Origin of the sequence: Pseudomonas sp. Irchel 3H3 (assembly GCF_900187635.1) — a bacterium.
Classification (GTDB): Bacteria; Pseudomonadota; Gammaproteobacteria; order Pseudomonadales; family Pseudomonadaceae; genus Aquipseudomonas.
Genome location: NZ_FYEC01000010.1, coordinates 142,180 through 165,446, shown reverse-complemented (window position 1 = coordinate 165,446; position 23,267 = coordinate 142,180). Strand labels below are relative to the sequence as shown.

Genomic DNA, 23,267 nt, shown 5'->3' with positions numbered 1-23,267 from the left:
TTACCAGGTCAGCACCGCACCCACGGCAAAGGTATCGGTGTCTTCGTTCTGCGCGTCGCTATCGTGGCCGTTGAGTTCGAACTGGTTGTACTCGGCCACCAGCTTGAGGTTGTCGTTGACGTCGTGGAACAGGGCGATGCCCCGGGTCTCGTAGTCCGCGCCGCTGCCGACCACGCCGTTGCCATCGTCTTTGGTCTTGCCGTAGGACAAGGCCAGGCGGTTCTTGCCCAGCTTGTAGGAGCCCTGCAGCAGGTAGCCGTCGCTGTCGACATTGCGCAGCGTGGGTTCGCCGGCGTTGTTGGTATAGAACGGGTTGATGCCCTTGGCCTGGAAGCCCGAACCGGTCAGCGACAGCCCGCCCATCTTGGCCTGCACGCCGTAGCCGACGCCTTTGGAGGTAATGGTATCGACGCTCGAATCGGTGTTGTCGGAGGTCTGGTAGCTGCCGTTGACCCAGCTGTAGATCTTCGCCCCGGCGAGGTCGAACTGGTAGGTGATCTCGCTCTCGGTCCGCGGGTTTTCCTGGTAGGCCTTGCCGGTCGGGCTGCTGTCGTTGGTGTCGACCGGGTCCATGATCCCTACGGCCACCCGCAACCCGTCCAGCACCGGCGTGCGGTAGGTGATTTGCGAAGTCGGGAACGGGTACGGGTAGCCGGTGCCGATGTTGCCGAACGACACTCCACCACCATCCACCAGACCCAGGGTGTCGCTGACCTGGCCATAACCGGCCAGCAGTTCGTCGAGCAGGATGTTGGAACGGGCAAACAACCCGAAATCCTTGCCGATCAGCACCTCGCCCCACTCGGGGTTGGCTACCGTGCCGTAGAACTGGCGCACGTCGATGGCGGTGTCGGTGCCGTTGGTTTCGCTGTCGTTGATGGTCACCCAGAACGAAGCCCGGGCGCCGAGTTTCAGGTCATCGACCTGCTTGCCCATGTTGAAGCCCAGGTAGTTGGGCAAAAAACCCATCTTCACCCGCGACTGCCGCCGATCGTACTGATCACCCGTGCGGTCAACGTCACTGTTGACGTAGAACGCGTTGATGTAGCCGTCGGTGGAGAATGTGGTCTGGTCCTTGTCGTAGAGCATGATATCGGCTTGGGCGAACGAGCTGAGGCCGAGGGTCGACAGACTGGCGATGAAGGCTGGCAAGAAACGGTGCTGGAAGTTCTTATTGTTGTGCATGGCGCGCTCCGCAACGGGGACTTGATGTCGGAGGCGATTATCGAAAGCCGACCGGCGGCGTCATACGCTGCCTTGGAGGCGGTTGCCAGGTGCTTTGGACTGGCGGGTGATGCTCAGCTACTACGGTGTAAGACCGGCCCCAGCCAAGGGCCCGCCACTTTCGGCGTACGCCTCTTTACCGTGGGAGCGAGCCTGCTCGCGATGGCCGACACAGCCAACATGGATAGCACCTGACCCACCGCTATCGCGAGCAGGCTCGCTCCCACAGGGATTTGCGGTGCTCGTGGGTTTTGCATTGAACCCGCGAATTTGTGGAGCTGGGTTCTGCTCGTCAGGCCTGGGCCTTTACCAGCATGTACAGCGCAACCACCACGCACACGCTGGCAAAGCCGACCTGCAACGCGCGAGCCGGGACATGGGCGCAGAGTCTGCGACCGAGCAGCATGCCGAAGATGCTGGCGACGATGAACGCCACACCCAGGCGGTCGATACGTACGCCGGCATGGAACGCACCGATCACGCCAATCAGCGAAATCAGGCTGATCACCATCAACGATGTGGCGACGATTCCACGCATCTGCACGTCGGTCAGTTGCTTGAACGCCGGGACAATCAGGAACCCACCGCCCACCCCGAGCAACCCCGACACCACCCCGGTCACTGCGCCGAGTGCGGCCAGGGTTGCGGTGCACTTGGCGGTCCAGGAAAAGCGCCCGGTCTGCTGGTCGAGCATGCAGTTCTTCTGCCCCCAGTTGGCGTGACCGTGATCGCTCGGCCCGGCGTCCTGGCGTTCACGGCGCAGCATGCGCACGGCCACCATGACCATCAGCAGGCTGAACAGCAGCATGAGGATTTTTTCCGGTAACTGATGGGCGAAATAAATGCCCAGAGGGGAAAACACCGCGCCCAACAACGCAATCAACAGCGCCGCGCGATAGCGCACCAGGCCGTGGCGCAAACCATCGATGGCACCCACCGCCGCCGCGCTGCCCACCGCGAACAGAGCCACCGGGGCCGCCTGGGTCATGCTCCAGCCCAGACCGAGCACCAACGCCGGGACCGCTAGAATGCCACCCCCTGCCCCCGTCAAGCCCAGCACCAACCCCATCACCACGCCAAAAAAACTCGCCAGCAACATAAAACACTCACGGTCCGCGAAAAAAGCCGGGAACGCCCGGTATCGATGCCTGACAGGATAGAGCGCGCGCGGCTTTTTTCATGTATTGATTTGTCCCGGGGCTGGTCAAGCCAGGGAAGATGCCACTACCCTCAAGGCTTGTCCCGACAGAAACGGCCACCATGCCCGCCTTGATTGAAGCCTTCCTCGACCCCGCCTCGTCGACCTACAGCTACGTGATCTACGAAGCCGATGGCGGCGCCTGCGCGATCGTCGACCCAGTGCTCGACTACGCTGCAGCCTCCGGACAAACCTCGACGGTCCAGGCCCAGCGGATTATCCACTTCGTGCGCAAACACCGACTGCAGGTGCAATGGCTGCTGGAAACCCACGCCCACGCCGATCACCTGTCCGCCGCGCCCTACCTGCGCGGCGAACTGGGCGGCAAGATCGCCATCGGCCAGGCCATCAGCCAGGTACAGGCGGTGTTCAAGGGCCTGTTCAACCTGGAAACGGGATTTGCTGTCGACGGTTCGCAGTTCGATCATCTATTTGCGCCGGACGAGGTTTTTGCCATCGGCAACCTGTCGGCCAAAGCCCTGCATGTGCCTGGGCACACCCCGGCAGACATGGCGTACCTGATCGACGAGCAACTGATCCTGGTGGGCGACACCCTGTTCCTGCCAGATGTCGGCACGGCCCGCTGCGACTTCCCCGGCGGCAACGCCGCGCAGATGTACGCCTCGATCCAGCGCCTGCTGGCCTACCCCGCCACCACCCGCCTCTACGTCTGCCACGACTACCCACCACCCGCCCGCCCGCCACAGTGCCAGAGCACCGTCGGCGAGCAGCGCGCGCACAACATCCATGTACACGACGGCATCGACGCCGCCACATTCATCACCATGCGCACCGAACGTGATGCCGGGCTGGACATGCCGACCCTGCTGTTGCCAGCGATCCAGGTCAACGTCCGAGCAGGCCGCCTGCCGCCGCCGGAAAACAATGGCGTGGTGTACCTGAAAATCCCGATCAACCAGCTCTGAAGCCGAGACGCGTCACCCCCCCAACGTCAACCCATTCGCCGGCAAAGGCAACGCCGTCTTATACCGCACCTGCTTAAGGGCAAAACTGGAGCGAATATTGGCCACCCCCGGCACCTTGGTCAGAAAATCCATCATGAAGCGCTCCAGCGACTGAATGGTCGGCACCAGCACCCGGATCAGATAGTCCGGATCCCCGGCCATCAGATAACACTCCATCACCTCCGGACGATCGGCAATCGCCTCCTCGAAATGCTGCAGCGCCTCCTCCACCTGCTTCTCCAGGCTGACATGAATGAACACATTGACATGCAACCCCAGCAGATCAGCATCCAGCAGCGTCACCTGCTCGCGAATCAGCCCCAGCTCCTCCATGGCCTTGACCCGATTGAAACAGGGCGTGGGCGACAGATTCACCGAGCGGGCAAGGTCGGCATTGGTGATGCGCGCGTTCTCCTGAAGGCTGTTGAGAATGCCGATATCGGTACGGTCCAGTTTGCGCATGAGACAAAACCACCTGTTTTTTATGTTTATGCAGATTTTTTATCCTCAAATGATCTCAAGTGCAACGAAACAGAGATAAATATTCTTCTGCGCCGGGCCTATGATTGTTGTAGGACAAGATTCCTTCGACCCGAAGGATGAACGTCAGCTCACTACAAGAAATTCACAAGATCGAGCGTAGAAGCCATGAAAGAAGCGTATGAACCGCTGCGCCTGCACGTGCCTGAACCATCGGGCCGTCCGGGATGCAAAACCGACTTCTCCTACCTGCATCTGACCGATGCGGGCACTGTGCGCAAACCCCCAATCGACGTAGAACCGGCCGACACCGCCGACCTGGCCCGTGGCCTGATCCGCGTGCTCGACGACCAGGGCAATGCCCTGGGCCCGTGGGCCGAAGGCGTGTCGGTGGAGATCCTGCGCAAAGGCATGCGAGCCATGCTCAAGACGCGGATCTATGACAACCGCATGGTGGTCGCCCAGCGTCAGAAAAAAATGTCGTTCTACATGCAGAGCCTCGGCGAAGAAGCCATCGGCAGTGCCCAGGCCCTGGCCCTGAACATCGACGACATGTGCTTCCCCACCTACCGCCAGCAAAGCATCCTGATGGCCCGTGAAGTGCCATTGGTCGACCTGATCTGCCAACTGCTGTCCAACGAGCGCGATCCGCTCAAGGGCCGGCAATTGCCGATCATGTACTCGGTCAGGGACGCTGGGTTCTTCACCATCTCTGGCAACCTGGCGACCCAGTTCATCCAGGGCGTGGGCTGGGGCATGGCCTCGGCGATCAAGGGCGACACCAAAATCGCCTCGGCCTGGATCGGTGACGGCGCTACCGCCGAGTCGGACTTCCACACCGCCCTGACCTTCGCCCACGTGTACCGCGCGCCGGTGATCCTCAACGTGGTCAACAACCAGTGGGCGATCTCCACCTTCCAGGCCATTGCCGGCGGTGAAGCCACCACCTTCGCCGGTCGTGGCGTGGGCTGCGGCATCGCATCGCTGCGGGTCGACGGCAACGACTTCATCGCGGTCTACGCCGCGTCCGCCTGGGCTGCCGAGCGTGCGCGCCGCAACCTGGGCCCGACCATGATCGAATGGGTCACCTACCGCGCCGGCCCGCACTCGACTTCCGATGATCCGTCCAAGTACCGCCCTGCCGACGACTGGAGCCACTTCCCCTTGGGTGACCCGATCGCCCGCCTGAAGCAGCACATGGTGAAAAATGGCCACTGGTCCGACGAGGAACACACGGCCCTGAGCGCCGAGCTGGAAGCCGAAGTGATTGCCGCGCAAAAAGAAGCCGAGCAGTACGGCACCCTGGCCGGTGGCCAGATCCCGAGCGCCGCGACCATGTTCGAGGACGTCTATAAAGAGATGCCGGAGCACTTGAAGCGCCAGCGCCAGGAGTTGGGGATCTGACATGAACGATCACAACAATAAAATCGAGTTGGAAACCGCCATGACCACGACCACCATGACCATGATCCAGGCCCTGCGCTCGGCCATGGACGTGATGCTTGAGCGCGACGACAACGTAGTGGTGTTCGGCCAGGACGTCGGCTACTTCGGTGGCGTGTTCCGTTGCACCGAAGGCCTGCAGAACAAGTACGGCACCTCGCGGGTGTTCGATGCACCGATCTCGGAAAGCGGGATCGTCGGCGTCGCCGTCGGCATGGGTGCCTATGGCCTGCGCCCGGTGGCCGAGATCCAGTTTGCCGACTACGTCTACCCGGCATCCGACCAGATCATTTCCGAAGCCGCCCGCCTGCGTTATCGCTCGGCCGGCGAGTTCACCGCCCCGATGACCCTGCGCATGCCGTGCGGCGGTGGCATCTACGGTGGCCAGACCCACAGCCAGAGCATCGAAGCGATGTTCACCCAGGTCTGCGGCCTACGCACCGTGATGCCGTCCAACCCCTACGACGCCAAGGGCCTGCTGATCGCCTCCATCGAAAACGATGACCCGGTGATTTTCCTCGAGCCGAAACGCCTGTACAACGGCCCGTTCGACGGCCACCACGACCGCCCGGTGACCCCTTGGTCGAAACACCCGGCCGCGCAGGTACCGGACGGCTACTACACCGTGCCACTGGACGTCGCGGCAATCACCCGTCCGGGCAAGGACGTGACCATCCTTACCTACGGCACCACCGTCTATGTCTCCCAGGTGGCGGCTGAAGAAAGTGGGATCGATGCCGAAGTCATCGACCTGCGCAGCCTGTGGCCGCTGGACCTGGAAACCATCGTCAACTCGGTGAAGAAGACCGGCCGTTGCGTGGTCGTCCACGAAGCCACCCGCACCTGCGGTTTTGGCGCCGAGCTGGTGTCGCTGGTACAGGAACACTGCTTCCACTACCTGGAAGCGCCGATCGAACGTGTGACAGGTTGGGACACCCCCTACCCGCACGCGCAAGAGTGGGCGTATTTCCCAGGGCCGTCCCGTGTGGGCGCGGCGTTGAAACGGGTCATGGAGGTCTGAATGGGCACGCACGTTATTAAAATGCCGGACATTGGCGAAGGCATTGCAGAAGTAGAACTGTCGGTGTGGCACGTCAAGGTTGGCGACCTGGTGGTCGAAGACCAGGTACTGGCCGATGTGATGACCGACAAGGCGATGGTCGATATCCCTTCGCCGGTGCACGGCAAGGTGATTTCCCTGGGCGGTGTGCCCGGTGAAGTGATGGCCGTGGGCAGCATCCTGATCAGCATCGAAGTCGAAGGCGCGGGCAACTACAAGGAATCCGCACAGCCGGCTGCCGTGGCCGAGGTCAAGGCCGAGCCCGCCAAAATAGCGCCGGCACCCGCACCCAAGGTCGAGACCGTGGCGCCGAGCAAACCTGCAGCAGCCTGCCGACCAGCGCCCCAGGCGCCGGTGGCTCGCACCGCCGACGAACGTCCGCTGGCCTCGCCGGCCGTGCGCAAGCATGCCCTGGACGCTGGTATCCAGTTGCGTCTGGTCCAGGGCACCGGCCCTGCCGGGCGCATTCTCCACGAAGACCTCGACGCCTACCTGGCACAGGGCCCCGGGACAACCTCCACGGCCGGCAATGCCTACCGCGAACGACATGACGAAGAGCAGATCCCGGTCATTGGCATGCGCCGCAAGATCGCCCAACGCATGCAGGACGCTACCCAGCGTGCGGCGCACTTCAGTTATGTCGAAGAAATCGACGTCACCGCCGTCGAAGAACTGCGCGCGCACCTCAACGAAAAACACGGCGCGAGCCGCGGCAAGCTGACCTTGCTGCCGTTCCTGGTGCGCGCCCTGGTGGTTGCCCTGCGCGACTTCCCGCAGATCAACGCCCGCTACGATGACGAAGCCCAGGTGATCACCCGCCTTGGCGCCGTGCACGTGGGTATCGCCACCCAGGCCGACATCGGCCTGATGGTGCCCGTAGTGCGGCACGCCGAAGCCCGCAGCCTGTGGGACAGCGCCGGGGAAATCGCCCGCCTGGCCACGGCCGCGCGCAACGGCAAGGCCAGCCGCGACGAACTGTCCGGCTCCAGCATCACCCTGACCAGCCTCGGCGCCTTGGGTGGAATTGTCAGCACCCCGGTGCTGAACCTGCCGGAAGTGGCGATCATCGGCGTCAACAAGATCGTCGAGCGGCCTATGGTGATCAAGGGCCAGATCGTGATCCGCAAAATGATGAACCTCTCCAGTTCCTTCGATCACCGAGTGGTCGATGGCATGGACGCAGCACAATTCATCCAGGCCCTGCGTGGTTTGCTCGAACAACCCGCTACGCTGTTTGTGGAGTAAGACATGCAGACTCTGAACACCACGCTGCTGATCATTGGCGGCGGCCCTGGCGGTTACGTAGCGGCTATTCGTGCCGGGCAACTGGGCATCAATACCATCCTGGTCGAAGGCCAGGCACTGGGCGGCACCTGCCTGAATATCGGCTGCATTCCGTCCAAGGCGCTGATCCATGTCGCGGAACAGTTTCACCAGACCCGCCAACACAAACAGCACTCGGCCCTGGGGATCACCGTCGCCGCGCCGAGCCTGGACATTGGCAAAAGCGTCGAGTGGAAGGATGGCATCGTCGATCGCCTGACCACCGGCGTTGCGGCCCTGTTGAAAAAGCACAAGGTCCAGGTCATCCATGGCTGGGCCAAGGTAGTCGACGGCAAGACCGTTGACGTCGGCGACACCCGCATCCAGTGCGAGCACCTGCTGCTGGCCACCGGTTCGAAAAGCGTCAACCTGCCGATGCTGCCGATTGGCGGGCCGATCATCTCCTCCACCGAAGCCCTGGCACCCCAAAGCCTGCCGAAACACCTGGTGGTGGTGGGCGGCGGTTACATCGGCCTGGAGCTGGGCATTGCCTACCGCAAGCTCGGCGCCGAAGTCAGCGTGGTCGAAGCCCAGGAGCGGATCCTGCCAGCCTACGACGCCGAGCTGACCCAGCCGGTGCACGAAGAGCTGAAAAAACTCGGGATAAAGCTTTACTTGAAACATAGCGTGCAAAGCTTTGATTCTGATGCAAATACTCTGCAAGTAACGGAGCCGGATGGCGGCACCCTGAGCCTTGCGACCGATCGGGTGCTGGTGGCCGTCGGACGCAAACCCAACACCCAGGGCTGGAACCTCGAAGCCCTGAACCTGCAGATGAACGGTGCTGCGATCAAGATCGACAACCGCTGCGCCACCAGCATGCGCAACGTCTGGGCGATCGGCGACTTGAGTGGCGAGCCGATGCTGGCTCACCGCGCCATGGCCCAGGGTGAGATGGTCGCGGAGCTGATCAGCGGCAAAACCCGCGAGTTCAACCCCACCGCCATCGCCGCCGTGTGCTTTACCGACCCGGAACTGGTGGTGGTCGGCAAGACCCCGGACGAAGCCAAGGCGGCGGGCCTGGACTGCATCGTTGCCAGCTTCCCGTTCGCCGCCAACGGCCGGGCGATGACCCTGGAATCGAAAAGCGGCTTCGTGCGGGTCGTGGCACGTCGCGATAATCACCTGATCCTGGGCTGGCAAGCCGTCGGGGTCGGGGTCTCGGAGTTGTCCGCCGCATTCGGCCAGAGCCTGGAAATGGGCGCTCGCCTGGAAGACATCGCCGGCACCATCCACGCCCACCCGACACTGGGCGAGGCGGTACAAGAGGCTGCATTGCGGGCCTTGGGGCATGCGCTGCACCTGTAATCCAGGGGCGATTGGTGGGCATAGGTGATGGCCTCTTCGCGGGCAAGCCCGCTCCCACATGGGTTAGACGTACTGTGGGAGCGGGCTTGCCCGCGATTTCTTGAGGCCAACACGATTAATCTGCCTCTCGTCCGATCGTCTGGGCTGCGAAACCGGCCCGGAATGAAGTATTGTTGTGCCCATCCAGAAAAACGTCAGAAGCCTTGAACCGTTCAGGCGATTGTTAAGTGATAGAGGGTGTCATGGGTAACGAAAGCATCAATTGGGACAAGCTGGGTTTTGACTACATCAAGACAGACAAGCGCTATCTGTCGCACTGGCGTAACGGCGAGTGGGACGCAGGCACCCTGACCGAAGATAACGTGCTGCACATCAGTGAAGGCTCCACCGCCCTGCACTACGGCCAGCAATGCTTCGAAGGCATGAAGGCCTATCGCTGCAAGGACGGCTCGATCAACCTGTTCCGTCCGGACCAGAACGCCCTGCGCATGCAGCGTAGCTGCGCACGCCTGCTGATGCCGTTCGTCGAAACCGAACAGTTCATCGAAGCCTGCAAGGCCGTGGTCCGTGCCAACGAGCGTTTCATTCCGCCATACGGCACCGGCGGCGCGTTGTACTTGCGCCCGTTCGTGATCGGCGTGGGTGACAACATCGGCGTACGCACCGCCCCTGAGTTCATCTTCTCGATCTTCGCTATCCCGGTCGGCGCCTACTTCAAGGGCGGCCTGACCCCGCACAACTTCCTGATCTCCAGCTTCGACCGTGCCGCTCCACAAGGCACCGGCGCGGCCAAGGTTGGTGGCAACTATGCCGCCAGCCTGATGCCCGGCTCCCAGGCCAAGAAGGCGCACTACGCCGACTGCATCTACCTGGACCCGATGACCCACTCGAAAATCGAAGAAGTCGGCTCGGCCAACTTCTTTGGGATCACCCACGACAACAAGTTCGTCACGCCGAAGTCGCCTTCGGTGCTGCCGGGCATCACTCGTCTGTCGTTGATCGAGCTGGCTCAGTCGCGCCTGGGCCTGGAAGTGGTGGAAGGTGACGTGTTCATCGACAAGCTGGCGGACTTCAAGGAAGCCGGCGCCTGTGGCACTGCCGCAGTGATCACGCCGATCGGTGGCATCAGCTACAACGACCACCTGCACGTGTTCCACAGCGAAACCGAAGTTGGCCCGATCACCCAGAAGCTCTACAAAGAGCTGACCGGTGTACAGACCGGCGACATCGAAGCGCCAGAAGGCTGGATCGTCAAGGTCTGATCCAGCGTTCCAGGCACTGAACAGGCCCAGCCGGCGTTAGCGCGTCGGCTGGGCCTTTTTTGTCAGCGCCGCTGCTGCGGACTGGGCGCGCAACCATGCGTCGGGTACAAGGCAACACCCTGCCCCTAGAGCCCAGGACTGACGAGTGCTCGGCGTGCAGTTTTGCGAGTCTCACGGGACGCTGGCGGCAGTTGGCTCGGCAACTCGATTGCGAACCGCCTGCCGATTTCCTTGCGCCCGGTGGCGGTCAACGCCAGCGCCCGGCTGTCCAGGTCCTGGACCAGCCATTTGCGCTGCAGCGCCGTCGCCAGCAAGGCCGCACCCAGCGCTCCACCGAGGTGCGGTCGACGCATGCTCCAGTCCAGGCACGGGCAGGCAAATCGTCGCCGCAGTGCGCTCAAGTCACTGACCTCGATGCCCAACTGCTGGAACCCCGCCTCGCCGCTCGCGCTCAACCGGTACGCCTGTTGCTCGGTCACCAGCAGCCAACCGGTCTCGAGCATCCGATCGTGCAGCAGCACCGCCAGAGTACCGGCCATGTGGTCGTAGCAGGTGCGGGCAAACTGCAGGCGATCCGGGGTGCGTGGGGTGAAGGTCGGCGCGGCGTTCTGGCCGATCACCATCAGTGCTTCCAGGGCCTGGGCGACCTGCTGATTGGCAAGACTGTAATAACGATGGCGGCCCTGTACGTGCAGGCGCACCAGCGCCAGCTCCTTGAGCCGGGCCAGGTGGGCACTGGCGGTCGACGTGCTGACTTCGGCAATGCTCGCCAGTTCGGTGCTGGTACGGGCATGGCCATCCATCAACGAACAGAGGATTTTGGTCCGAGCCGGCTCGGCGATCGCTGCCGCCACCTGCGAGACACCAACGTCGTGTTGTTCTGCACTCATATTTCGCTCCCGGACGAATCGTCGTCCTGCCGAACCCCGGATAGTAACAAGACTTACCACTACCCATAAGGCCGCGTCCCATGGACCCGATCATCGCCGCAACTCACGCCGATCCCTATCCCTACTACGCCAGTCTGCGCGCTGCGGGCGGGTTCGCCTTCGACCAGGATCTGGGTCTGTGGGTGGCCAGCAGCGCCCGGGCGGTGGCTGCTGTGCTGGCGCATGCCGACTGCCGGGTGCGCCCGGCACACGAACCGGTGCCCGCTGCAATTGCCCAGGGTGAAGCCGGCCAGGTATTCGCGCGCTTGATGCGGATGAACGACGGCGAACCCCATCGCTGCCCGCGCTCGGCCATGGCGCCGGCGCTGGAGCGGGTCGACACCGAGCAGGTTGGCGAACGGCTGCGTGCCCGGCTGATCACGGCAGACGCCGCCGGCCTGCACCAGGCCATGTTCCTGGGGCCGGTGGCGGTGCTCGCCGCAATGCTGGGCTTCGCGCCCAGCGAAGGCAGGACCCTCAGCCAGTTGACCGCGGACTTCGTCGCCTGCCTTTCGCCCCTGAGCACTGCCGCGCAACGGGTCGCGGCCCACCAGGCCGCCGAGCAATTGAAGGGTTATTTCATCGAGCGACTGAGCGCCGAGAACGCAAAGAGCCCGCTACTGGAAAGCCTGTGCCAGGGCCTGACTGATCGCGAAGTCCTGCTGGCCAACCTGATCGGCCTGCTCTCCCAGACGTACGAAGCCAGTGCCGGGCTGATTGGCAACGCCGTACTGGCGCTGATTCGCGAGCCAGGGCTACTGCCGGAGCCCGGGCGAGTCGATGGGTTTGTGGCAGAGGTTCAGCGTTTTGACCCGCCAGTGCAAAATACCCGGCGCTTTGTCAGCGCACCTTGCGAGATCGAGGGCGTGCGCCTGGCACCCGGCGATAGCGTGCTGCTGTTGCTGGCCTCGGCCAACCGCGACCCGCAACTCAACCCAGAGCCCGAGCGTTTTGTACTCGAACGCCCGGCCCGGCGCAGCTTGAGTTTCGGTGCCGGACGCCACCACTGCCCCGGCCAGGCATTGGCCATGAGCATCGCCAGTGCCACCCTGCGCGAGTTGCTGGCGCACAGGGAGCACTTCGGCCGACTGGCCTGGCGCTACCGCCCCTCGCTGAACGGGCGGATCCCCCTGTTCAGCGAAAAATGAGCATCAGTCAGTCGTCCCGCGTCAGCACTTCCAGCAGTTCGATCTCGAACACCAGGTTGGAATTGGGCGGGATGCTGCCCATGCTGCGCTCGCCGTAGGCCAGGTGCGCAGGTACCCGCAGCTGGCGTTTGCCACCGACTTGCATGCCCAGGATGCCCTGGTCCCAGCCCTTGATCACGCGTCCGGTGCCGATCACGCACTGGAACGGCTTGCCGCGGCTCCAGGAAGAGTCGAACTCGGTGCCGTCTTCCAGGCAGCCGCGGTATTGGGTGGTGATCAACGCGCCTTTTACCGCAGCTTTGCCGCTGCCCACCAGCAGGTCGAGGACCTGTAATTCGTCGTTCATTGCTGCTCTCGTCTGTTCACTGGCCCGACTGGCCAGTGGGCAATCTTAACCCAGACAGCGTGCTGGATTCGCTGCATCAGACCAGGCACTCCGCGGCGTAACACTCGCTTGTCAGACTGGCCAACGGCTGATCCACCGATGCAGTCAACGTGCCCCACCGTTACACTGCGCGTCGAACCAGACGGAGTGTCAGCCCCGTGTTTAATCTTTTTGACTGTCCAGGAGTGACTCATGCCCCATGAAGGCAACCTGTTGCAAGCCGCTGTGGTGTTTCTGTTTGCGGCGGTGCTCACCGTGCCTTTGGCCAAACGCCTGCAACTGGGGGCCGTGTTGGGCTACCTGCTGGCCGGGGTCCTCATCGGCCCCGCCGTGCTGGGGCTGATCGGCAACCCGCAAAGCGTGATGCATATTTCCGAGCTGGGCGTGGTCCTGCTGCTGTTCATCATCGGCCTGGAACTGTCGCCGCGCCGACTGTGGGTGATGCGCAAGGCGGTGTTCGGCGTCGGCTTGGCCCAGGTGGTCTTGACGGCCTCGGTGATCGGCGTGCTGGCGTTCTATATGTTCGGCCAGAAACTCAACAGTGCCATCGTGCTCGGCCTCGGCCTGGCCCTTTCATCCACCGCCTTTGGCCTGCAAAGCCTGGCCGAACGCAAGGAGCTGACCAGCCCTCACGGGCGCCTGGCGTTTGCCATCCTGCTGTTCCAGGACATCGCCGCGATCCCGTTGATTGCCATGGTGCCGCTGTTGGCCGGGGGCAATGACACCACCACCCCTGCCGAAGACCTCAACCATGGGTTGCAGGTACTCGGCAGTATCGCAGTGGTGGTCGTGGGTGGGCGCTATCTGTTGCGCCCGGTATTTCGCATCGTCGCCAAGTCCGGCCTGCCGGAAGTGGCCACTGCCACGGCGCTGCTGGTGGTGATCGGCACCGCCTGGTTGATGGATGAAGTCGGGGTGTCGATGGCCCTCGGCGCGTTCCTCGCCGGCCTGCTGCTGGCGGACTCTGAATACCGCCACGAACTGGAAGCGCAGATCGAACCGTTCAAGGGCCTGTTGCTGGGGCTGTTTTTCATGAGCGTGGGCATGGGCGCCAACATCAGCCTGCTGTTCAGCGCCCCGGTTGCCGTGCTCGGCCTGACCGTGCTGCTGATTTCGCTGAAGCTGCCGCTGCTGTACCTGGTCGGACGCATGGCCGGTGGCCTCAACCGCGTGAGCGCGGTGCGCCTGGGCATCGTCCTGGCAGCTGGCGGCGAATTTGCCTTCGTGGTGTTCAAGATTGGCCGCGACCAAGGCTTGTTCGATGCCCGCCTGTATGACCTGCAGGTGCTGACCATTACCCTGTCCATGGCCGTCACCCCGTTGCTGTTGCTGCTGTGCGCACGCCTGGCCAAACCCAAGGTCGAGCCGGTGGCCGTGCCGCCGCACCTGCGTGAGATCGACACCGACACCCCGCGCGTAGTGATCGCCGGCATGGGCCGTATGGGGCAGATCGTGGCGCGGATCCTGCGGGCGCAAAAAATCCGCTTCGTGGCCCTCGACACCTCGGTGGAAACCATCGAACTGTCCCGCAGTTTTGGCGGTGTGCCGGTGTTCTACGGCGACCCGATGCGCCCGGAGATTCTCAGCGCGGCCAAGGTCGAGCAGGCGGAGTTCTTCGTGATTGCCACCGACGACCCGGACACCAACATCAAGACTGCGGAACTGGTGCGCCGGCTCTACCCACACATGAAAATCATCGCCCGCGCCCGTAACCGTCAACACGTCCATCGCCTGGTCGACCTGGGCGCCGAGGCGGTGCGGGAAACCTTCCATTCCAGCCTGGAAATGAGCCGCATGACCCTGATCGGCCTGGGACTAAGCAAGGCCCAGGCCGCAGCGCGCATCGAAACCTTCAAGCAGCACGACGAACAAGTGCTCGAAGCCCAGCGCGCGATCTACGACGATGCCGCCAAAGTCATGCAGACCGCACAGGAAGCACGGGAGGAACTGGCCCGGTTGTTCGAGGCCGACCAAACGCAAGAGGACACCCCCAAGCCGGCATAGGAACCCGCTCTGCGCCCCCTCCACCACCGTAGGAGCAAGACCTGCCCGCACCTACAGGAGCAGGTGTACAAGGGCTTCTGTGGGAGCGAGCTTGCTCGCGATGGTCGTAAGCACGACGCGTTTATTCAGGTATAACGCGTCATCGTTGACGACCATCGCGAGCAGGCTCGCTCCCACACGTATCCATAAATTGTGGCGTCCCAGGCAGGCGCCATTGCGAGCAAGCTTTGCTCCAATCTTCAAAGGACCCTCAATGAGCACCCCTGAGCAATCCTCCCCGGCCTTGAAGGAGATCTTCAACGCCGAGCGCTTTGCCCACATCGCCAGTGAACTGCGCGCGGTGTATCCAGCGTTCGATCACCAGGCGTTCCTGGCCATGGCCTGCGACGGACTCGAACCACTGTCGGTGATGCAGCGCATGGCCCATACCGCCGAGTGCCTGCATGCAGTGCTGGGCCTGGACTACGAGCAGACGCTGGAGGTCCTGCGCCTGTTGGCGCCACGCCTCAACAGCGGCTTCGTCAGCATGTTCCTGGCCCACTACGTCGCCCGCTACGGCAGCCACGCGTTCGAATTGTCGATGGACGCGCTGCAGCACTTCACTCGCTTCGGCTCCTCGGAATTTGCGGTACGGCACTTCCTGCGCAGCGACTTCGAACGCACCCTGGCCCTGATGCACGACTGGTCGCTGGACCCCAACGAACACGTGCGCCGGCTCGCCAGCGAAGGCAGCCGACCCCGCTTGCCCTGGTCGTTCCGCCTGGAGCAGGTCCAGGCCGACCCGACCCTGGCCGCCGGGATCATCGACAACCTCAAGGCCGACAGCAGCCTGTACGTGCGCAAGTCAGTGGCCAACCACCTCAACGACATCACCAAGGACCACCCGGACTGGGTGCTGGACACTCTCGAGGGCTGGTCGCTGGAGGATCCTCGTACCGCCTGGATCGCCCGTCATGCGCTGCGCAGCCTGATCAAGCAGGGCAATCAACGGGCGCTGACGCTGATTGGCGCAGGGGGCAAGCCTGAAGTCGAGATTCATCAGCTGAGCATTGAACCCGCCGTGATCGCCTTGGGGCAAAGCATCAGCCTGTCGTTCGACCTGCAGTCCACCGCCGATGTCGCCCAGCGCCTGGTGGTGGATTACGCCATCGAATACGTCAAGGCCTCGGGGGCGACGTCAACCAAGGTGTTCAAGCTCAAGGGCCTGACCCTGCCCGCCCGAAACCGGCAGAAAATCAGCCGAGCCCAGCGGATCCGCGACATGACCACCCGCAAGCACTACCCCGGCACCCACGCGGTGCACATCATGGTCAACGGCGAGCGACTGGCGAGCACGGCCTTCGAAATCACCCGCTGAAGCGCCTACGCTAGTTTCGGGCCCAGCAACAGGGCCTGCTCGCGCTCACACAGCTGCACCACATAATCCCACAGCACCCGCAGCCGCACAGACTTGTGCAGCTCGCGCCGGGTGCTGATCCAGTAGCTGCGCTGGATGCTTTCGGCCGGCAGCAGCGGCACCAGATCCGGGTCGCCACTGGCCATGTAGCACGGCAATACGGCGATCCCCAGGCCCGCGCGCGCCGCCTGTTGCTGGGCGATCACGCTGGTACTGTGGAACACCACCTGGGGGCTGCGGCAGAAGCTGTTGAGGAACATCAGTTCCTGGCTGAACAACAGGTCGTCGACATAGCCGATCCAGGCGTGATGGCCCAGGTCTTCGCGGCTGCGCAGGGGCGGCGCGCGGTCGAGGTAGTCCTGGCTGGCATAGAGCGCCAGGCGGTAATCGGTGAGTTTGCGGGTGACCAGCATGTCCGCCGACGGCCGCTCCAGATGAATGCTGATCTCGGCTTCGCGGTTGAGGATGCTGACGAACCGCGGCACGGCCACCAACTCCACCTCAAGCCCAGGGTAGCGGTCGAACAGGCCCTTCATGCGGCTGGCGAGAAACATGATGCCCAGCCCTTCCGTGACCCCCACGCGGATCTTGCCCAGGGGCGCCGTGGACTGGGTGATTTCCTCCTGGGCCAGCAACGCGACATTTTCCATGGCCTCGGCATGTTTAAGCAGCGCTTCGCCGGCCGGGGTCAACTGGTAGCCCTGCGCCTGCTGGACAAACAACGCGGTGCCCAGGCTCTGTTCGATGGCCTCGATATGCCGCGCCACCGTGGCATGCGTGGTTTTCAAGCGCTTGGCCGCGGTCAGCAAGCGGCCGCTGCGTTGCAGCTCGAGAAAAAACCGCAGGTCATTCCAGTCGAACATCGGCCTTCCTTGTTAAACGTGGACTTGGCGCTGTCTATAAACGCACAGCGGCTGAGCAAAAACTAACATTCTTTTGTCGAAAACTAACAACTAGGATGAAGCGCAATAAGAACAACACGCTGCGAGGTCATGGATGTCACCTGCCGTTGATGCATACGATTACATCGTGGTCGGCGCCGGGCCCGCCGGATGCCTGCTGGCCAATCGGCTGAGCGCCAACCCACAACACCGGGTGCTGCTGCTCGAAGCCGGCGGGCGCGACAACTATCCCTGGATCCACATCCCCGTCGGCTACCTGTTCTGCATCGGCAACCCACGCACCGACTGGTGCTACAAGACCCAGGCCCAAGCTGGCCTGCAGGGCCGCAGCCTGAGCTACCCACGGGGCAAAGTGCTCGGTGGCAGCTCGTCGATCAACGGCATGATCTACATGCGCGGCCAGGCCGGTGACTACGATCGCTGGGCCAGCGAAGGCAATCCCGGTTGGAGCTGGAACGAGGTACTGCCGCTGTTTCGCCAAAGCGAAAACCATTTTGCCGGCGCCGACGACTTTCACGGCGCCAGCGGCGAATGGCGGGTTGAACGCCAGCGCCTGTCATGGCCGATTCTCGACGCCTTTCGCAACGCCGCCGAACAGACCGGCATCGCCAACATCGACGACTTCAACCAGGGCGACAACGAAGGCTGCGGCTATTTCCAGGTCAACCAGAAGGCCGGCGTGCGCTGGAACGCCGCCAAGGCGTTTCTCAAGCCTGTCGCCCAGCGGCCTAACCTGACGGTACTGACGGGGGTCGATGTCGACCGCGTGCTCCTGGAAAACGGCCGGGCCTGCAAGGTCACCGCGCGCTGGCAGGGCCAGGCCAGCACCTTCACCGCACGCCGGGAAATCATCCTCAGCGCCGGCTCCGTCGGCTCGCCCAGCATCCTCCAGCGCTCCGGCATCGGCCCGGCTGGCCTGCTCAAGCGCCTGGGCATCAACCTGGTGCATGAACTCAATGGCGTGGGTGGCAACCTGCAGGATCACCTGCAACTGCGCTTGATCTACAAGCTGGAAAACGCCCGCACCCTGAACCAGATTGCCGGCAGCCTGTGGGGCAAGATGGGCATGGGCCTGCGCTACCTGTACGACCGCAGCGGCCCGCTGTCGATGGCCCCCAGCCAACTCGGCGCCTTTGCCCGATCAGGGCCCGAGCAGACTTCGGCCAACCTTGAGTACCACGTCCAGCCGTTGTCGCTGGAGCGTTTCGGCGAACCGCTGCACCCATTCCCGGCATTCACCGCCTCGGTGTGCGACCTGCGTCCGCAAAGCCGTGGCCGGATCGAGATCAGTTCGGCCGACCCACAGCAGGCGCCGCTGATCCAGCCCAACTACCTGAGCCACCCCGAAGACCTGCGCGTGGCCGCCGCCGCCATTCGCCTGACCCGGCGGATTGTCAGCGCCAAAGCCTTGCAACCGTTCAAGCCGGTGGAGTATCTGCCGGGCGCCGACTTGCACACCGAGGAGCAGTTGCACGAGGCTGCCGCGCGGATCGGCACCACCATCTTCCACCCGGTGGGCACCTGCCGCATGGGCCAGGATGGCGATGCGGTCGTCGATGCCCAACTGCGGGTGCATGGCATTCCCGGCCTGCGCATCGCCGACGCCTCGATCATGCCCCACATCACCTCGGGCAATACCTGTTCACCCACGCTGATGATCGCCGAGAAAGCGGCGCAACTGATTCTCGCCTCACCGACAAGGAGCAACGCCACACCCACAGAACGGGCAACCGTACCGCACCTGTAGGAGCAAGCTTGCCCCTACAGGGCAGATGCATGACAGCAGACGCGCCAGCCCGTAAGGCAGGCGCCGACAGTGGAACAACAATAAATAATCACTGTGAGGGATACCCGTATGTCAGACCAGGCACCCGCCGTGGCAGGAACGCTGAGCACCGGCACCAGCAAGGACACCCAGAAAGTTATCTTCGCCTCGTCCCTGGGGACGGTTTTCGAATGGTATGACTTCTTTCTCTATGGCGCCCTCGCGGCGGTCATCAGTAAGCAGTTTTTCGCCGGGGTCAACGACACCACCGCGTTCATCTTCGCCTTGATGGCCTTCGCCGCCGGGTTCATCGTGCGGCCGTTCGGCGCGCTGGTGTTCGGCCGGTTGGGGGACATGATCGGGCGCAAATACACCTTCCTCGCCACCATCATCCTGATGGGTGTGGCGACCTTCTGCGTCGGCCTGCTGCCGACCTACGCCAGTATCGGCATCGCCGCGCCGATCATCCTGGTGGTGCTGCGCATGCTCCAGGGCCTGGCCCTGGGCGGGGAGTACGGCGGGGCTGCGACCTACGTCGCCGAGCACGCACCGATGGGCAAACGCGGATTCCACACCAGCTGGATTCAATCTACCGCGACCCTCGGCCTGCTCCTGTCGCTGCTGGTGGTGCTGGGGTGCCGCTACTTCACCGGCGACCAGTTCGAAGTCTGGGGCTGGCGTATTCCGTTCCTACTGTCGATCGTGCTGCTGGGCATCTCCACCTGGATCCGCCTGAGCCTGCATGAATCGCCGGCCTTCCTGAAAATGAAAGAAGAAGGCAAGTCCTGCAAGGCGCCGATCCGCGAGTCCTTCGGCAACTGGGAAAACCTCAAGGTGGTGCTGATTGCGCTGTTCAGCATCAACGCCGGGCAAGCGGTGACGTTCTACGCCGCGCAGTTCTACGTGCTGTTCTTCCTCACCCAGTTCCTCAAGATGGACCCGGCCCTGGCCAACACCCTGCTGATTGTCAGCGTGGTGATCGGCGCGCCGTTCTTCATTTTCTTCGGCTGGCTGTCGGACCGGGTCGGGCGCAAACCGATCCTGATGCTCGGCCTGCTGCTGGCGACCGTGCTGTACTTCCCGATCTTCAAGACCCTGGCCCACTACGCCAACCCGGCCATCGACCGCGCCAGCCAACAGGCGCCGATTACCGTGCTGGCCGATCCAGCCACCTGCACCTTCCAGTTCGACCCGGTCGGCAAGGCTCGTTTCGACAGCCCGTGCGACAAGGTCAAGACCTTCCTGGTCAAGCAGGGCCTGCCGTACAGCAGCGCCGCCGCACCGGCCGGCAGTGGCGTGCAAGTGAGCATTGGCGAGGTGAAAATCGACGGTTACGACGAAGCCGCCCTGCGCGGTGCCGTGACCCTGGCCGGTTATCCGCAGACCGCCGATACCCAGCAGGTCAACAAACCGATGATCGTCGCCCTGATCGTGGCGCTGATCATCATCTCGGCCATGTGCTACGGGCCGCTGGCGGCCTTGATGGTCGAACTGTTCCCGACCCGCATCCGCTACACCTCGATGTCCCTGCCCTACCACATCGGCAACGGCTGGTTCGGCGGCTTCCTGCCAACGGTGTCGTTTGCCCTGGTGGTGTACACCGGCGATATATTCTACGGCCTGTGGTACCCGGTGCTGATCACCGGCGTGAGCCTGGTGGTGGGTATGTTGTGCCTGCGGGAAACCAAGGATGTCGACCTGGAGAAGAACTGAGCCCGAAGGGCCCCGCTCCTACAGGTCCTGTGTAAATCGGGCCCTGTAGGCACCGCAAACCCTGTGGGAGCGAGCTTGCTCGCGATGGCGGTGTGTCAGGCACCATCGATGTCGAATGGGCTGGCCTCATCGCGAGCTTGCTCGCGATGAGGCCAGTGCGACGCGTTCATCCAGGCAAAACGCGTCATCGTTGACGACCATCGCGAGCAAGCCGCAAGCGGGCACTCGCTCCCACAAGTTCCTGCATTAACTTCAGAAGTCGGCTTTTACCGAGACCATGAAATTACGCGGCTCGCCGTAGTAGTTACCAAAGGTCTCGGTGCCAATGGTGCTGTAGTAGCGCTTGTCGAACAGGTTGTTGCCATTGAGCGCCAGCGACCAGGTGTCGTCGATGCGGTAGCCGACCCGGCCGTTCCACACGGCGTACCCGCCCTGGCTGATCTTTTCGCCACTCAAGGGTGACACGCGGAAGTTGTCGCTTTGCGCATTGACCCCGGCCCCCAGGGTGAATCGCTCCAGCGCTCCCTCCAGGGCGTAGTCGCCCCACATACGCAGCACGTGGCGTGGCACATAGCTGTTGAACGCCTCACCGTTTAGGCTGGTGTCGATGTCATCGAGGGTCTTGGTCTGGGTGTAGGTGTAGCCGGCGAGCAACTGCAGGCGCTCGATCAGCTCACCGCTGACCTCCGCTTCGAAACCCTGGGCGCGGACTTTGCCGGCGTTGACGTAGCAATAACCGTCCGAGGATGGGCAGGACGAGTTGTAGTCGGTCTGGGCCTGGTCTTTCTGGATGGTGCGGAACAGGTTGAACGAGCTGTTGAGGCGACCACCGTACCACTCGCCCTTGATCCCCAATTCATAGCTCTGCCCTACCAGCGGCTTGAGCGCCGCGCCGCTTTCGGAGCGCAGGTTGCCTTGCGGGGTGAAGATCTCCGAATAGCTGGTATAGGCCGTAAGGTTTTCATTGAGGTCCAGCAGCAGCCCGGTAAACGGCGTGACCTGCCCGGTTTCCTTGGTCTTGGCCGTCTGTGAAATACCCGAGTTGATGAACAGCGAATCGGTTTCGGAGTCGTACCAGCTGACCCGCCCACCGAGGACAAAGGTCAAGGGGTCGGCCAGTTTCAGGCGGGCCGTGGAGTAAACCCCATACTGCTTGGTGACGCTGTCCACCGGACCACCACGGGTCGAGTTGGCGATGAAATAACTGTCATCGGGTTTCGGCAGGTGCTTGTCGGGATTGAATACGTCCTGGGTCTGCGGCAGGAATGCCACCGAGTAGAAGTCGTTCTTGTTCGAGCGACTGCCATTGAGGCCGACGATCAACTCATGCTCGCGCCCCAACGCCTCGAATTTGCCGTCCAGGTAAGCATCCAGGCCATAGTCGACCTGATCGTAGTCGTACATGCTGCCCAGCATGCGCACGGTGCCGTTGCCTGGGGTGATCGCGCCGGACGGGAACGCGTATTTGATGTCCTGGGTGTTTTTGCTGTAGACCCCGGCCACTTTCAGCGCCCAGTTGTCATTCAACTGGTGCGCCAGGTCACCGAAGGTGGTGGTGCGCTGGCTGCGCCAGGTATTCCAGGACGGGTCCAGGCAGGTCGAGCGGCTGAGCTTGAGGTCGCTGCCATCGCGGTAGCGCGGCATGCCACCCCAGCACGGGTTGGCGTCGACATCTTCGTAAGCAATGCCCAAGCCCAGGGTGGTGTCGGCGGACAAGTCGTAATCCAGTGCACCGTAGTAGACCTGGTCCTTGCGACTGGCATCGTCATAGAAGTAATGCTTGCTCTGCTCGGCGATCACCGCACGGCCACGCAACGTTCCGGACTCGTTCAGCGGGCCGCCGGTATCGACCTGGCCTCGGTAGTTGTCCCAGGTTCCGCCGGACAGGCTCAACTGGGTCTGCGGGGTACTCTGCCCGCGCTTGCGCACGAAGTTGACGCCGCCGGCGGTGCCGCCCGAGCCCTTCATCATCCCGGCTGCCCCGCGCAGCACCTCGACGCGATCGTAGTAGGCCATGTCACTGCTGAAACTGTCGGCCTGGACATAGGAGTTGCCCATGTCCAGCGGCACACCGTCGTACTCATACTGCCCGGACATGCGAAAACCCCGGGAGTAGAAGTACTTGCCGCCCATGGTCGAGTCATAGACGGTGATGCCCGGGGTCTTTTCCATGACCTGGTCGATGGTGTTGAGATTCTGGTCGTCGAGCATCTTGCGGGTGATCACGGTCACCGATTGCGGGGTTTCCCTGAGCGAATGGGCCCCCTTGGCGATGGTCACCGCACCGGTGGTGTACGAACCGCTGCCTTCGGTCGTCGCCCCGAGTTCCTGGGCATTGACGTTGGTCGCCGCCAACTCCAGGGCCGAGCCTGCGGACGGACGGGGACGCAGCACATAACTGCCGTTGGCCTGGGGTTCGGCTTGCAAGGCGCTGTTGGCGAGAATCCGCGCAAACCCATCGCCGACACTATAGGTACCGCGCAAACCCGCTGATTGTTGGCCCGCGGTCTGCCGTGCGTCGAACGAGATGGCCGCGCCCGCCGCACTGGCGAATCGGCTCAGCACCTCGGTCAGGCTGCCGGCCGCGATATCGTAGGATTGCACCGCCTGCTGCGACGCCGCCGCGGCCTGGGCAGTCGCCACACCAGTGCCGCTGGCTGCCAGCGCGAACAGGCCAATCCTCACCGCAGTCGCCAACCGACCCGCACCCGGCTTGTACACAAAAGACATGCTTACCCTCCCCCAGAACCATCCAAATGAAA

At 63.1% G+C, this 23,267-nt stretch carries 18 protein-coding genes; 11 read left to right on the top strand and 7 right to left on the bottom strand.

Annotation, left to right across the window (positions count from 1 at the left end; translation table 11 throughout):
* Both CKW24_RS13855 and CKW24_RS13845 read right to left on the bottom strand, forming a co-directional pair.
* Nucleotides 1–1,185, bottom strand: coding sequence for a porin (locus CKW24_RS13855; RefSeq protein WP_095168745.1), 1,185 nt, complete (start codon nt 1,183–1,185; stop codon nt 1–3).
* Between the two features lie 331 nt (nt 1,186–1,516).
* Nucleotides 1,517–2,323: a sulfite exporter TauE/SafE family protein gene (locus CKW24_RS13845; RefSeq protein ID WP_095168743.1), complete on the bottom strand. Its 807-nt coding sequence runs from the start codon at nt 2,321–2,323 to the stop codon at nt 1,517–1,519.
* A 161-nt stretch (nt 2,324–2,484) separates the two neighbouring features.
* Between CKW24_RS13845 and CKW24_RS13840 the strand changes: the two genes are divergently transcribed.
* Nucleotides 2,485–3,348 carry an MBL fold metallo-hydrolase gene (locus CKW24_RS13840; RefSeq protein ID WP_095168742.1) on the top strand — a complete coding sequence of 288 codons (864 nt, stop codon included), beginning with the start codon at nt 2,485–2,487 and terminating at the stop codon, nt 3,346–3,348.
* A 12-nt stretch (nt 3,349–3,360) separates the two neighbouring features.
* Here the strand turns inward: CKW24_RS13840 and bkdR are convergent, their stop codons facing one another.
* The gene (bkdR, locus tag CKW24_RS13835; protein WP_095168741.1) at nt 3,361–3,849 is read right to left on the bottom strand and encodes a Bkd operon transcriptional regulator BkdR; all 489 of its coding nucleotides are present in this window, start codon (nt 3,847–3,849) and stop codon (nt 3,361–3,363) included.
* 186 nt (nt 3,850–4,035) lie between these two features.
* Here bkdR and CKW24_RS13830 point away from each other — a divergent pair, with 186 nt between their 5' ends.
* The 5 genes from CKW24_RS13830 to CKW24_RS13810 all read left to right on the top strand — a co-directional run bounded on the left by CKW24_RS13830 (nt 4,036) and on the right by CKW24_RS13810 (nt 10,263).
* Entirely contained in the window at nt 4,036–5,271 is a 1,236-nt protein-coding gene (locus CKW24_RS13830; RefSeq protein ID WP_095168740.1) for a 3-methyl-2-oxobutanoate dehydrogenase (2-methylpropanoyl-transferring) subunit alpha, read from the top strand.
* 1 nt (nt 5,272) lies between these two features.
* The gene (locus tag CKW24_RS13825) at nt 5,273–6,331 is read left to right on the top strand and encodes an alpha-ketoacid dehydrogenase subunit beta (protein ID WP_095168739.1); all 1,059 of its coding nucleotides are present in this window, start codon (nt 5,273–5,275) and stop codon (nt 6,329–6,331) included.
* Nucleotides 6,332–7,615, top strand: a complete 1,284-nt coding sequence (locus tag CKW24_RS13820) for a dihydrolipoamide acetyltransferase family protein (protein WP_095168738.1) — start codon at nt 6,332–6,334, stop codon at nt 7,613–7,615.
* 3 nt (nt 7,616–7,618) lie between these two features.
* Nucleotides 7,619–9,001: a dihydrolipoyl dehydrogenase gene (gene lpdA / locus CKW24_RS13815; RefSeq protein ID WP_095168737.1), complete on the top strand. Its 1,383-nt coding sequence runs from the start codon at nt 7,619–7,621 to the stop codon at nt 8,999–9,001.
* Nucleotides 9,002–9,243: 242 nt separating this feature from the next.
* The gene (locus CKW24_RS13810; RefSeq protein ID WP_095168736.1) at nt 9,244–10,263 is read left to right on the top strand and encodes a branched-chain amino acid aminotransferase; all 1,020 of its coding nucleotides are present in this window, start codon (nt 9,244–9,246) and stop codon (nt 10,261–10,263) included.
* 125 nt (nt 10,264–10,388) lie between these two features.
* On the opposite strand, the gene CKW24_RS13805 is transcribed toward CKW24_RS13810, so the two are convergent.
* Nucleotides 10,389–11,153, bottom strand: coding sequence for a helix-turn-helix transcriptional regulator (locus CKW24_RS13805; protein WP_095168735.1), 765 nt, complete (start codon nt 11,151–11,153; stop codon nt 10,389–10,391).
* Between the two features lie 80 nt (nt 11,154–11,233).
* Between CKW24_RS13805 and CKW24_RS13800 the strand changes: the two genes are divergently transcribed.
* Nucleotides 11,234–12,340 (top strand): cytochrome P450, encoded by a 1,107-nt coding sequence (locus CKW24_RS13800; RefSeq protein ID WP_095168734.1) that lies wholly within the window; start codon nt 11,234–11,236, stop codon nt 12,338–12,340.
* A 7-nt stretch (nt 12,341–12,347) separates the two neighbouring features.
* On the opposite strand, the gene CKW24_RS13795 is transcribed toward CKW24_RS13800, so the two are convergent.
* Nucleotides 12,348–12,686 carry an FKBP-type peptidyl-prolyl cis-trans isomerase gene (locus CKW24_RS13795; protein ID WP_095168733.1) on the bottom strand — a complete coding sequence of 113 codons (339 nt, stop codon included), beginning with the start codon at nt 12,684–12,686 and terminating at the stop codon, nt 12,348–12,350.
* A 231-nt stretch (nt 12,687–12,917) separates the two neighbouring features.
* Here CKW24_RS13795 and CKW24_RS13790 point away from each other — a divergent pair, with 231 nt between their 5' ends.
* Together CKW24_RS13790 and CKW24_RS13780 are read left to right on the top strand one after the other, a co-directional pair.
* A complete protein-coding gene (locus CKW24_RS13790; RefSeq protein ID WP_095168732.1) occupies nt 12,918–14,729 on the top strand; it encodes a monovalent cation:proton antiporter-2 (CPA2) family protein in 1,812 nt (603 codons plus the stop codon).
* Nucleotides 14,730–14,982: 253 nt separating this feature from the next.
* A complete protein-coding gene (locus tag CKW24_RS13780; protein WP_095168730.1) occupies nt 14,983–16,086 on the top strand; it encodes a DNA alkylation repair protein in 1,104 nt (367 codons plus the stop codon).
* A gap of 5 nt (nt 16,087–16,091) precedes the next feature.
* On the opposite strand, the gene CKW24_RS13775 is transcribed toward CKW24_RS13780, so the two are convergent.
* Entirely contained in the window at nt 16,092–16,988 is an 897-nt protein-coding gene (locus CKW24_RS13775) for a LysR family transcriptional regulator (protein ID WP_095168729.1), read from the bottom strand.
* 133 nt (nt 16,989–17,121) lie between these two features.
* Between CKW24_RS13775 and CKW24_RS13770 the strand changes: the two genes are divergently transcribed.
* Together CKW24_RS13770 and CKW24_RS13765 are read left to right on the top strand one after the other, a co-directional pair.
* Complete coding sequence (locus CKW24_RS13770) at nt 17,122–18,774, top strand: GMC family oxidoreductase (protein WP_095168728.1); 1,653 nt, start codon at nt 17,122–17,124, stop codon at nt 18,772–18,774.
* A 108-nt stretch (nt 18,775–18,882) separates the two neighbouring features.
* Entirely contained in the window at nt 18,883–20,505 is a 1,623-nt protein-coding gene (locus CKW24_RS13765; RefSeq protein WP_095168727.1) for an MFS transporter, read from the top strand.
* 252 nt (nt 20,506–20,757) lie between these two features.
* Here CKW24_RS13765 and CKW24_RS13760 read toward each other — a convergent pair whose 3' ends face one another.
* On the bottom strand, nt 20,758–23,235 hold the full coding sequence (locus CKW24_RS13760) for a TonB-dependent receptor (RefSeq protein ID WP_095168726.1): 2,478 nt from the start codon (nt 23,233–23,235) through the stop codon (nt 20,758–20,760).
* Between the last annotated feature and the right edge of the window lie 32 nt (nt 23,236–23,267).

Excerpts from the sequence above, each read along its gene's own strand:
- CKW24_RS13830 (WP_095168740.1), top strand. The coding sequence starts at position 4,036 with ATGAAAGAAGCGTATGAACCGCTGCGCCTGCACGTGCCTGAACCATCG.
- CKW24_RS13825 (WP_095168739.1), top strand. The coding sequence starts at position 5,273 with ATGAACGATCACAACAATAAAATCGAGTTGGAAACCGCCATGACCACG.
- CKW24_RS13775 (WP_095168729.1), bottom strand. The coding sequence starts at position 16,988 with ATGTTCGACTGGAATGACCTGCGGTTTTTTCTCGAGCTGCAACGCAGC.
- CKW24_RS13760 (WP_095168726.1), bottom strand. The coding sequence starts at position 23,235 with ATGTCTTTTGTGTACAAGCCGGGTGCGGGTCGGTTGGCGACTGCGGTG.
- CKW24_RS13855 (WP_095168745.1), bottom strand. The coding sequence starts at position 1,185 with ATGCACAACAATAAGAACTTCCAGCACCGTTTCTTGCCAGCCTTCATC.
- lpdA (WP_095168737.1), top strand. The coding sequence starts at position 7,619 with ATGCAGACTCTGAACACCACGCTGCTGATCATTGGCGGCGGCCCTGGC.
- CKW24_RS13790 (WP_095168732.1), top strand. The coding sequence starts at position 12,918 with ATGCCCCATGAAGGCAACCTGTTGCAAGCCGCTGTGGTGTTTCTGTTT.
- CKW24_RS13770 (WP_095168728.1), top strand. The coding sequence starts at position 17,122 with ATGTCACCTGCCGTTGATGCATACGATTACATCGTGGTCGGCGCCGGG.
- bkdR (WP_095168741.1), bottom strand. The coding sequence starts at position 3,849 with ATGCGCAAACTGGACCGTACCGATATCGGCATTCTCAACAGCCTTCAG.
- CKW24_RS13810 (WP_095168736.1), top strand. The coding sequence starts at position 9,244 with ATGGGTAACGAAAGCATCAATTGGGACAAGCTGGGTTTTGACTACATC.
- CKW24_RS13805 (WP_095168735.1), bottom strand. The coding sequence starts at position 11,153 with ATGAGTGCAGAACAACACGACGTTGGTGTCTCGCAGGTGGCGGCAGCG.
- CKW24_RS13765 (WP_095168727.1), top strand. The coding sequence starts at position 18,883 with ATGTCAGACCAGGCACCCGCCGTGGCAGGAACGCTGAGCACCGGCACC.
- CKW24_RS13800 (WP_095168734.1), top strand. The coding sequence starts at position 11,234 with ATGGACCCGATCATCGCCGCAACTCACGCCGATCCCTATCCCTACTAC.
- CKW24_RS13845 (WP_095168743.1), bottom strand. The coding sequence starts at position 2,323 with ATGTTGCTGGCGAGTTTTTTTGGCGTGGTGATGGGGTTGGTGCTGGGC.
- CKW24_RS13780 (WP_095168730.1), top strand. The coding sequence starts at position 14,983 with ATGAGCACCCCTGAGCAATCCTCCCCGGCCTTGAAGGAGATCTTCAAC.
- CKW24_RS13795 (WP_095168733.1), bottom strand. The coding sequence starts at position 12,686 with ATGAACGACGAATTACAGGTCCTCGACCTGCTGGTGGGCAGCGGCAAA.
- CKW24_RS13820 (WP_095168738.1), top strand. The coding sequence starts at position 6,332 with ATGGGCACGCACGTTATTAAAATGCCGGACATTGGCGAAGGCATTGCA.
- CKW24_RS13840 (WP_095168742.1), top strand. The coding sequence starts at position 2,485 with ATGCCCGCCTTGATTGAAGCCTTCCTCGACCCCGCCTCGTCGACCTAC.